The organism is Sedimentitalea sp., from assembly GCF_039973035.1.
Taxonomy (GTDB): domain Bacteria; phylum Pseudomonadota; class Alphaproteobacteria; order Rhodobacterales; family Rhodobacteraceae; genus Sedimentitalea.
This window is the reverse complement of record NZ_JBDWLR010000105.1, coordinates 1-10,328: the sequence shown is the minus strand read 5'-3', so window position 1 is coordinate 10,328 and position 10,328 is coordinate 1. Positions and strand designations below refer to the sequence as shown.

The 10,328-nt window shown below is 55.1% G+C and carries 8 protein-coding genes and 1 pseudogene; 4 read left to right on the top strand and 5 right to left on the bottom strand.

What is annotated here, in order from left to right:
- Positions 1-495 (top strand): transposase (locus ABJO75_RS28100; protein WP_348414029.1); only part of this gene is annotated, 495 nt, incomplete at its 5' end.
- A gap of 138 nt (positions 496-633) precedes the next feature.
- Here the strand turns inward: ABJO75_RS28100 and ABJO75_RS28095 are convergent.
- Both ABJO75_RS28095 and ABJO75_RS28090 read right to left on the bottom strand, forming a co-directional pair.
- A complete protein-coding gene (locus ABJO75_RS28095; RefSeq protein WP_348129450.1) occupies positions 634-3,741 on the bottom strand; it encodes an efflux RND transporter permease subunit in 3,108 nt (1,035 codons plus the stop codon).
- Between the two features lie 134 nt (positions 3,742-3,875).
- Positions 3,876-4,814: an efflux RND transporter periplasmic adaptor subunit gene (locus ABJO75_RS28090; RefSeq protein WP_348414030.1), complete on the bottom strand. Its 939-nt coding sequence runs from the start codon at positions 4,812-4,814 to the stop codon at positions 3,876-3,878.
- Between the two features lie 185 nt (positions 4,815-4,999).
- Between ABJO75_RS28090 and ABJO75_RS28085 the strand changes: the two genes are divergently transcribed.
- Positions 5,000-5,587, top strand: coding sequence for a helix-turn-helix domain-containing protein (locus ABJO75_RS28085; RefSeq protein ID WP_348129455.1), 588 nt, complete (start codon positions 5,000-5,002; stop codon positions 5,585-5,587).
- Positions 5,588-5,598: 11 nt separating this feature from the next.
- Here ABJO75_RS28085 and ABJO75_RS28080 read toward each other — a convergent pair whose 3' ends face one another.
- On the bottom strand, positions 5,599-6,141 hold the full coding sequence (locus ABJO75_RS28080) for a hypothetical protein (protein ID WP_348129458.1): 543 nt from the start codon (positions 6,139-6,141) through the stop codon (positions 5,599-5,601).
- A 139-nt stretch (positions 6,142-6,280) separates the two neighbouring features.
- Positions 6,281-7,501 carry a multidrug effflux MFS transporter gene (locus ABJO75_RS28075; RefSeq protein ID WP_348129461.1) on the bottom strand — a complete coding sequence of 407 codons (1,221 nt, stop codon included), beginning with the start codon at positions 7,499-7,501 and terminating at the stop codon, positions 6,281-6,283.
- 102 nt (positions 7,502-7,603) lie between these two features.
- On the opposite strand from ABJO75_RS28075, the gene ABJO75_RS28070 reads away from it, so the two are divergent.
- The gene (locus tag ABJO75_RS28070; RefSeq protein WP_348129463.1) at positions 7,604-8,176 is read left to right on the top strand and encodes a TetR/AcrR family transcriptional regulator; all 573 of its coding nucleotides are present in this window, start codon (positions 7,604-7,606) and stop codon (positions 8,174-8,176) included.
- Between the two features lie 148 nt (positions 8,177-8,324).
- On the opposite strand, the pseudogene ABJO75_RS28065 reads toward ABJO75_RS28070, so the two are convergent.
- Positions 8,325-9,876, bottom strand: a pseudogene (locus ABJO75_RS28065) (ISL3 family transposase).
- 138 nt (positions 9,877-10,014) lie between these two features.
- Here ABJO75_RS28065 and ABJO75_RS28060 point away from each other — a divergent pair.
- Positions 10,015-10,328 (top strand): transposase (locus tag ABJO75_RS28060; RefSeq protein WP_348129466.1); only part of this gene is annotated, 314 nt, incomplete at its 3' end.

The following is a 10,328-nucleotide window of genomic DNA, read 5'->3' as shown; positions in this document are numbered from 1 at the left end:
AAAACATGGCGCAAACTTCACATCGGGCTTGACCCAGACACCGGTGAGATCGTCGCATCTGAACTTACAACAGAACACGTCGGCGACGAAACGGCGCTTCCGGGTTTGTTGTCGAAAGCGGACGCTGACGTCGCGCGTTTTCTCGCGGACGGTGCCTACGATGGTCAGGGTGTTTATGACTGTTTGGCCGCCAAATATGGAGCCGATATCGCGCTCATCGTTCCGCCGCCCAAAAATGCTGTGCTCGGAGGCAATCCTCAGCGCGACAAGCACATTGGCTACATTGGCGAGCATGGCAGAATGAAGTGGCAAACTGACATCGGGTACACTCAAAGATCGCTCATTGAAGCTCAGATCGGACGATGGAAAGAAGTCATTGGCGAAAGTCTCCAAGCGCGGGACTTTGACAACCAGGTTTGCGAAATCAGCATCGGAACAAAGGTGCTCAATCGTATGACTGAACTTGGTCGGGCAAAGTATGAGCGCGTTGTCTGAACGCGGCGGGAAAGAGCAAGTTTCGACCACAATCAGACCCGTGCAACACGGTTGTTTGCATCGACACTTCTGGGCGTTGATAGTCGGGGCCAACAGCACAGCCCGCAACGAACAGACCCATAACCAGGAAAAGGGGTTTCATTGCTCAACTGCCTTCCGAGTGTGGAACATTTGCGTGGTCCTGACGACGGCGACATAGAACACCGGCACCATCACGATCCCGATAACCGCGGAAAAGATGATGCCGCCGAGCATACCTGTCCCGATCGATTGCTGTGCATTCGCACCTGCGCCGGTGGCCAGAACCAAGGGCATGATGCCAAAGCCGAACGCCAGAGACGTCATGAGGATTGGGCGCAGGCGCTGGCGGGCTGCTGTGGTCGTCGCCTCAAGCAATGTTTTGCCTTGTGATCGCAAGGTTTCCGCAAACTCGACAATCAGGATGGCGTTTCTTGCGGCAAGACCAATTGTGGTCAGCAATCCTACTTTGAAATACACGTCATTTGTTTGTCCGAAGTACCATGTTGTCGCCAATGCGCCCAGGATGCCCACCGGGACCGAGAGCATGACGGCAAAGGGAATTGCCCAGCTTTCATACAGAGCCGCGAGGCATAGAAAGACGACCAGCGCCGAAATTGTGTAGAGAACGGCCTCCTGATCCCCGGACAACCTCTCTTGATAACTCAGACCAGTCCAGGCGGCGGCATAGGAGCCATCCAGATTGTCGGTGAGTTGTTCCATCATCTCCATTGCATCGCCCGAACTGACGCCCGCAGCGCCTTCACCGGAGATCTCCAAGGCACGGGTTCCGCCATATCGGGACAGCTTGGGCGTAATCGTTTCCCAGCTACGCGTCACGAAGGATGAGAGCGGAACCATTTCGGAATTGTCATTTCTGACATACCACTGCTCGACATCCTCGGGCTGCATGCGCCATTCGGCACCGCCCTGCACAATCACCTCGCGCAAATCATTCCCGAGCGGGAAGTCATTGACATATGATCCTGAAAACACAGTGGACAGCATGGCGTTTACGTCTGAAAGAGACACACCCAAGGCTTCGGCCTTCTGTTGGTCGATTTCCAATTTCAAGGCGGGCTCTGTCGCGGCATCATTACCGCGAAGGTTGGTGACGCTTCCTTCCTGGAGCCCTTGCGCCACCAGTTCATCTGCGGCCGCGCTCAAGGCTTCCTGTCCGCTGCCGGATTGATCGACAAGATACATCGCGAAACCGGACGTAGTTCCCAATCCCTGAATGGCTGGAGGCTGCAGAACAAAGATGCTGCCCAGCCGGGATTGGAAGAACTTCTGATTTGCGCGGATCATCAGATCGGCCGCATCTTGCCCTGGACGGTCCTCATAATCCTTGAGCCGGATGAACAACATCCCGTAGTTTTGTCCGGAACCACTGAAGCTGAACCCGACATTGGCGAATACGCCATCGACGATTTCGGCCTCTTCGGACAGCAAATAGTCCTCGATTTGCGAGATGGTATATTGTGTCTGCTGGACGGTTGATCCTTGGGGGAGTTCGACCATGGCCATCAGAACACCCTGGTCTTCGGTCGGAAGGAAAGATGTGGGCAGACGATTATAGACCCAATACGCACCAAGACCCACAAGTCCCAACACAAGCAGCATGCGAAAAGGCTTCAAGGAAAACCGCCCAACCACGGCGCCATAGCCTCCTGTCATACGGTTAAGACCTGCATTGAACCAGCGCAGCGGAGCCAGGGGCGCCTTGCCGTGGTTCGGCTTGAGCAATTGCGCGCACATCGTCGGTGTGAGGATCAACGCCACAAAAAGGGAGAGCACCATCGCGGAAATGATCGTGACCGAAAACTGCTTGTAAATCACTCCGGTTGATCCGGTCATGAAGGCCATCGGCAGGAATACGGCGGAAAGGACCATTACGATTCCGATCAGAGCGGTCGATATCTCGCCCATGCTCTTTTCCGTCGCGGCGACGGCATCTAGCCCGTCTTCCTCCATCACCCGTTCAACGTTTTCGACAACGACGATCGCGTCATCCACGAGCAGGCCGATGGCGAGTACCAGCGCAAACATCGATAGCGTATTGATGGACATGTCAAACGCCGACAACACGCCGAACGTGCCCAACAGAACTACAGGCACGGCAATCGTCGGGATGATCGTCGCGCGCCAACTCTGCAGGAACACGAAGATGACCAGAAATACGAGCACAATCGCTTCGATCAGCGTATGGTATACCTGTTCGATCGACTCTTCGACAAAAGGCGACGTGTCATATGGGTATTCAACCGTCACCCCTGCAGGTAATGCCGACGACAGGCGATCAACCACTTCGCGAACGGCTTCGGCGGTGTCAACTGCATTGGCACCAGTGGAAAGGTTCACTGCAAACCCCGCCGCTGGATGACCGTTAAACCGACTGACGCTTTCGTAATCCTCCTCAGCCAGTTCAACCGTCGCCACATCTGCAAGATAGATCGCGGAGCCGTCAGCATTGGTTTTCAACAGAATGCGTTGAAAGTCTTCGATTGACCCAAGTTGGGATTGCGCCGACAAGGACACCGTAAACTGCTGGCCTTTTGTAACAGGCTGGGCTCCAAGTTTACCAACGGTGACATTGGTGTTCTGCTCGGCAACGGCCGTGGTTACGTCGGACGCCGTCAGCTGATACTGGTACAACCTTTCCGGGTTCAACCAGATACGCATCGCATATTCTGTACCGAACAGATTTATCGATCCGACACCCTCGGTGCGTTGCACTGCGTCCTCGATGGTACTGCTCAGAATGTCGCCGAGCTCGAGCGAGGAGTAGTTGCCGTCTTCGCTGACCAGTGCCCCGACCATGAGGATGGACGTTGTTGAGCGGGTTACGGAAACTCCGTTATTTGTAACGCTTTCGGGCAGCTTCGACTCCACGAGTTGGAGTTTGTTTTGCACCTGCACCTGCGCCATATCGGGATCAATGGTTTCATCAAAGGTGAGCGAGATACTGGCAGACCCTTCGCTTGAGGAAGACGTCATATAGGTCAGGCCATCCAACCCCGTCAGCCCATCTTCGATAACCGTAGTGACCGAATTTTCGACCGTTGCGGCTGAGGCACCCGTATAGGACGCAGTGATCCGAACTGTCGTCGGAGCGATGTCAGGATACTGCGAGATTGGCAGGCTCGTCATGCTGTATGCGCCGAGTAACATGGTCGCGATGGCAAGCACCCACGCAAAAACGGGGCGATGAATGAAGAATGAAGCCATGAATCAATTCTCCGCGGCGGAAGCGTCGGCATCGCGCGCTATGCCATCTTCATCAATGGTCGCAGCGACAGGTATTACTGACTGACCCGGACGGATGGCGGACAATCCGTCCACGATCAACTGATCTCCGTCGCTCAACCCATCGAGAACGATCCAGGAGTTCTGATAGCTTCCGCATCCTCCAAAGTCACCTGCTGCGCCGTGCTGTCTTCTCCCACGATATACGCAGTCAATTTTCCGGAGTTTGAGCGCGTGGCTACACGCTGCGGTACAAGGTAGGCTTGCATCGTGCCGATACCGAATTTACCACGCACGAACATGCCTGGGATAATTATGTGATGCGGGTTGTCGAACACAAACCGGACCGTCAAGGTCCCAGTTGTCGTGGATACATAGTTGCCGGGTGTCACCATTTTTCCGGTGCCGCGATAAACGTCCCCGTTTTCCAGCGTCAACGTCGCTTGCAGGACGTCATTCTGCTTGATGTTGCCTTCGTGAACACCCTTGCGGACGGACAAAATGTTTGTGCTGGCTTCCATCATGTCGACATAAATCGGATCCGACCTGACGATCGTCGTCAACTCATCCGCCTGACCGGCAGTTACAAGATCGCCGACTGAAACCGTTGCCACATCTGCCCGCCCGGCAATTGGACTCCTCAGCGTCGTCCATGACAATTCCGTCTGCGCATATTCCAGGGCGGCCTTGGTCGACTCGAGCGTTGCCTTGGCTTCGGCAAGGCCGGCGCGGGCGGATTCGACTTCGGCTTGAGTATATCCACGGCCAGACAATTGATCCGCACGATCATATGCGGCTTGCGCAACAGGCAAGTTTGCTTCCGCTGTCGCGACGTTTGCCTGGGCGGAAGCCACAGCGGCACGATATGAAGAATCATCGATCCGGAACAATGGATCACCGACCTCAACCTCTTGGCCTGGCGTGTAAAGGATTTCTTGGATTACGCCGCCCACACGTGGCCGGACTTCGACGTCTTGAAACGCAACAGCACGACCCGGCAAGGTCACGACACGGGGAACCTCTTGTCGTTTGGCTACGACCACGCCCACGTCCATTGAGCGCGCTTCCATTGGACCCGGAGGTGCGCCTTGGGCATTTGCCATTACGCCAATTCCCGTCAGCGCGATAATCGCGCCGGCCATTCTCCAAACGCTGCGTTTCATTTATTTGTTGATCCTTAACGCTCTTGTATTTTTTTGCCTTGTACGTAAACTTTGCGCACTACGCAAGGAATGGACTCATGACACTTTCGTTACGACAGAGACGGCGGCAGGAAACTGAACGCGACATCCAAAAAGCCACGTTGGAACTGGCCATGCAGCATGGCCTCGATAACGTAACCACTGAACAGATCGCCGTTTCCGCCGGGATCAGCACGCGAACGTTTTTCAACTATTTCACAAACAAGGAGGCCGCTGCGATTGGAGTGCCGCCCGGCTTCCGGAAGGAAAACAAAGAGGCCTTGCGTATAGGAGCGACTTCACTTGCTGCAGACCTCAAACTGTTTCTGGACAGGCACATGGAAACATTGGCGCGCGACGAAGCCGTTTTGCGGATGGTCGGAACGGTTCTCCAATCAAATGAAAAGGCGCGAGGCATTCTCGATGGTTTCCTCGTCAAGGAGCGCGATGAGCTCACCGAGTGTCTGGTCAGCCGCGTGAACGATCGTCAGATCGCTTCCGCGCTCGCGAGTTATGCCATTAATGTAATAGAACGGGCTATTTACCTTTGGGAGCACGAAGAAGAATTGTCTCTTGGCGCAGCTTTGGACCTTATCTGGCAAGGTCTGATCGAAGCGTCGCGGCTACTTACGTCCTCATCAGCATAGCCTGAGATGCGTTATTCAGAAACAATGCTCCACTGCTTCAGCACAGCGTCAACTTCATCGCAATTTTCCAACGAGAGTGCCCGTTTCACCCAAGGACCCGCCGGGACTGTTTCCGCAGACACCACTACGCACTTGGTGTTGTCTTCATTCAATCTCAGGGTTTGATCCGCTTCACTAAAAGCGAACTTCTGTCGCGGGTGATCGTTGCATTCCAGCAGAGCAAACTCCGATTTACCAGTGGCGATCAACGCCTGCATGCAGAAGCCTTCGAATGGATATGACGCTACCTGCATGGTATTGGCGTCGTACTCAAAACGCGTGTCATTGCCTTCATAGCTGCGTGGTTCGCCTTCACTGGCGGGTTTGCAAGTATGCGTCTGCATCAGATCAGACCGTCCCGCTCCATAGGTATCGATGCAAAAGCCATACCCGTTCGGTTCGTCAAGGTTTTCGCTTAGAACGATGTACGGAGCTTCTGACGGAACCTTTGGTGCGTCAGCGTTGGCAATGCCAGCCACTCCGAGTAGTGAGATCGTAAATATCGTAAATCGCATAGTTTTTCCTTTGTATAGCTTTGTTACGTCAGGCTATCGGTTACCTGAGTTGACAGTTTATCATCCCCTTTTCCACCGGTTTAGATTTTGGGAACAGGTATCTTTGGCCATCAGTTTCGTGGTGACTTTTCGCCCAACGTCAAGTTGGTGCGCTCTCTGACTGTAGGCGATCAGCGTGAAATCCAGACGAGAAGAACAAAAACGTTGCTATGCTGGCGGGCAAAAAGAGGCCAAGGGACATCGGTAAAGCCGTGGTTGTTCCTCCGATGGCAACGCAGGTTGAAACCGAAAAGGCGATTGCGAATTGTATGGCTCCGAGCAGCGCCGAGCCCATTCCTGCGGCCGTCTCGGTCAGTTCCATCGTAGTCGACATTGCATTGGCCGAAAGCAATCCCACCAAGCCAATCGAAATCCACAAAGGAACGGCGAACACCAACAGAGATTCTGTATGTGACAAGAGCATCAGCAGCAGAGTTGAGATAGCAAAAAGCGGCAACACTGCTTTGAGGATCTGCGCGGGTCGAAAGTGGTTGAGCAAAGCCCGATTTATTTGTCCAAAAATAACCAATGCAACCGCAATGACGGCAAACATGACACCGAAGCCAATTGGACTCAGGCCGAAAAGCCCCTGAAATACCCCAGATGATCCGGTTATAAATGCAAACATGCCGCCCTGTACGAAACCCGAGACAAGCGCCATCGTGACGAACTTGCGCTGCGACAACAACATCGCTGCAGTGCGCAAACCATTGCTGAACGGGCGCACCTTCCGATCGGCTACAGCAAGGGTTTCGGGCAATACTATTAATGTCAGGACAAACGCCACGATACTGATAAGGGCCATGGTAGCGAAGATTGAGCGCCAACCAAACGCCTCGAGCAGGAGGCTGCCCAAGGTTGGCGATGCTATAGGTCCGATTGTCAGCAACATTACAAGTACGGTCATGACTTTTGCCGCCTGCTGTCCTCCATAGAGATCCTTGACCACGGCGCGTCCGACAACCATTCCTGCACTTGCGCCGATTGCCTGTAAGAACCTCAGCGCATTGAACCATCCGATATCGCTAACCAACGGCAGGGTGATCGAAGTAATGGTAAACAGTGCGGTTCCCATCAAGAGTGGGGTCTTGCGTCCGTAGGTATCCGTCAATGGACCAACCAAAAGCTGGCCGAAACACAGCCCAAGAAAGAAGACGGAAAGTGAAAACTCAGCCGCTGCATGAGTCGTCTCCATGGAGGTGGCCAAGTCGCCAAGTCCCGCGAGGTACATATCCGTCGCCAAAGGCGGAAACAGGGACAGTAAGCCCAAAGTCGCCGTGATGGCGACGGCGCGTTTTTGGGTCAGAAAAATATGTGACATTCTCGTTCCAGTGAATAGTAGACGGCGATCTACTTTCACTTTGTGGACGACAGTCTATTATTCAAGGATTATTTGGCCTGCACTGATGAACAGGAGCTGTGCATGAAGAAAGCAACCTCCGGGGGACGTCCCATAAGCACCAAAGCAAGCAGCGATCTAAAAGCTGCTGCCCTACGCCTCATCCGTGAAAGAGGATACGAGAAAGTCTCGATTGCGACGATAGCGAAAGAGGCGGGGGTTGCACGCCAAACACTTTACAATCGTTGGAACACAAAGGCTGACCTCGTTCTTGAGGCTGTGTTCGAGGAAACTCACAACTACGCTGCCGAGCCGGTCCTGGACGACGCCAAGGACTGTCGTACCAGGCTAGAAGAGTTTCTGATCAATGTGTTCGAACATCTGAAAATTGACGGTGATACATTGCGAGCACTTATTGCATCAGCCCAGCACGATGCCACATTCCACGCCTCGTTCCATACAAACTTCGTTCTACCTCGAGAGAAGATGATCACTGCGTTGCTGCATCATGCACAGGAGCGCGGGGAATTTCCGGTAAAGCGAAACCCAGAGATGGTATCGACCTTCATCCATGGCGCTTTCTGGTATCGACTTCTGAATCGCGGAACACTGGACGCCAACTTCGCAAAGGACGTAACAACTGAAGTGTTTGTTTGAGGAGGCGCGCGGGTCGCGCTTTGTTGCGCAAGAGAGGTGTAGGCCAGACTCCCCTTGTCCCCAGACGGAATTATCCCAGTGTGACATAGCAGTTAACTGTAAGACTGCGGCCGTTTTGCAAAATTTTGGCCCTTAATGAGGCTCTTCCTCACTTAGTGTGGCGCAGTGGCAGCATTCTGGCTTGCAGCAGCTCTGCCCCGGCTCGACCGTACATTGCCCGCTTGAGTGTCTTCAGGCGGTTGATCTAGCGTTCCGCTTGTCCGTTGCTCCATGGTAGTTCGATGGCGTTCCGCACCGCATCGATGTCGCGGTGGAGCAGGGAGGCAAAGCGTACGATTGGGACCAGCCCGGTCTCAACTGCGTCGTCTATCCATGGCTCCAACGGTTCAGATTGGGCGCCGCGCAGGATGCCTTTGAACCGCATGGCGAGGCTGCGCATCGTGCAAAACACATCCGACCCATCTTTCAACGCATAGACCTTTCTCGCCTGATCGGCGGTCAAGGACCCACGTGGCTTGATGCAGAGCGCGGCCGCGATGACCGGTGAGATCAGGTGTCCGGTCAGCGGATCTTTGACCGGCTCGAGCTTGGGTGGGACGCGTGGGGCATTTTTCGCCTCGGGCTTCTCGGCCCTGCGCCACGCCCCCAATAGGCGTTCGAGATTTGAACAGCTGCTTGCATAGCCCTTCTCCTTGACGTCGTGAAACAGCTGTCGGCCATGCCGGTGCCCGTCCTTCCAGCGTCGCGCCAGATATTCTTCGAAATACCAGGGCGATGTCGGGGTCGGTGTTGCGCGGCACCGATCCGGTGGTGTTTTGGAAGCCAGCCACTTTGCCACGCTACGACGCTTGAAGCCGATTCGACGTTCGATCTCGCTGTAGGACAGGCCCTCGTTGCGCAGCGCATGGATTGTGGTGAACACCTCTTCGCGTGACCGCCGATGAACCAGACGCGCGCGTTGAAGATGCACCGCCGAGCTGACATTGTCTGCATCCGACAGAAGGGCGCGGCCTGTCATGCGCCCGGACATGTTCATCTGCTCTTCAATGGCCTTACGCAGGTTCTGAACAAGGTGAAACCGATCGGCCACGTGCAGCGCCTGGGGCGCGCCATCGCGCGCGGCGCGGCTATACAATCCGCAGCGGTCGCGGCTTACGATCTCAATGGACGGATGGTTGCGCAGCCATTCGGCACAGCTCTCAACGCTCCGGTCCTCCAGCACGTCGACAACGCAGTGCCGCTCAAGATCGACGATGATCGTGCCATAGCGCGTGCTCTTGCGCCAACTCCAGTCATCGATGCCGACGGCCCGAACTTGTGATGTTTTGGCGTGAATGTCGCGCTTCAGCGCGCGCAGGATCGTGTCGTCGCTCAGCCGGGCGACCGCCCGCAGCGTGACCGACATGCTGCGCAATCAGTGAGACACGAGATGTGCGACGTGCACGAGGGCCCGCGACCGCTGGCGCTTGATCTGAGAAGGTCACCAAACGACAGTGCCAGGAAGTACAGCGCCACCTGCAAACGCGCAAATCCACTATGACAACCTCGCCATGTGCGGGAAAGTCCTGCAACCGCCTTCGACGCCAACCGTGACGGCGTCGTGATCGTGATCCGCAACCAGGACATATCCCACGCTGTGCCAGCGAGCCGGACACGACCCAACTGCCAGCGGTTGTCCGTTCAACCCGTTCAACCGTCACCTCCTTGCTTGGTGCCCAAAGTTTCTTGGCCCGCATAGCTAAACCCCCGTCATTTCGAACGAGAAAACGATAAGAGCGCCACACTAAGTGAGGAAGAGCCGTTAAACGTAAGATTGCGGTGGTTTTGCCCACTCCCACGTGACACCGGACTTAGCCATCGAGATCTGTCTTGCGCTGAAGCTGGTGTTTCATCAGCCACTGCGGCAGGTGCAGGGAATGGTGCGATCTCTGATGCGGCTGCTGGGCCTGTCTCTGCCGGTGCCGGATTTCTCGACCCTTTCACGCCGGGGCAAAGGTCTACACGTCCTGCGACCTTCGCCAGAAGCGAAAGGGCCGATCACGCTGATCGTGGATAGCACCGGTTTGAGTATCCATCGTGGGTCTGGATGGAACGAGACTAAGCATGGGGCGGGAAAGACCCGCAAATCCTGGCGCAAGCTCCATGTCGGGTT

What these genes read in the sequence shown, in the direction of transcription:
- ABJO75_RS28095 (WP_348129450.1), bottom strand. Translation starts at nt 3,741, where the DNA reads ATGGCTTCATTCTTCATTCATCGCCCCGTTTTTGCGTGGGTGCTTGCC.
- ABJO75_RS28090 (WP_348414030.1), bottom strand. Translation starts at nt 4,814, where the DNA reads ATGGACGTGGGCGTGGTCGTAGCCAAACGACAAGAGGTTCCCCGTGTC.
- ABJO75_RS28085 (WP_348129455.1), top strand. Translation starts at nt 5,000, where the DNA reads ATGACACTTTCGTTACGACAGAGACGGCGGCAGGAAACTGAACGCGAC.
- ABJO75_RS28080 (WP_348129458.1), bottom strand. Translation starts at nt 6,141, where the DNA reads ATGCGATTTACGATATTTACGATCTCACTACTCGGAGTGGCTGGCATT.
- ABJO75_RS28075 (WP_348129461.1), bottom strand. Translation starts at nt 7,501, where the DNA reads ATGTCACATATTTTTCTGACCCAAAAACGCGCCGTCGCCATCACGGCG.
- ABJO75_RS28070 (WP_348129463.1), top strand. Translation starts at nt 7,604, where the DNA reads ATGAAGAAAGCAACCTCCGGGGGACGTCCCATAAGCACCAAAGCAAGC.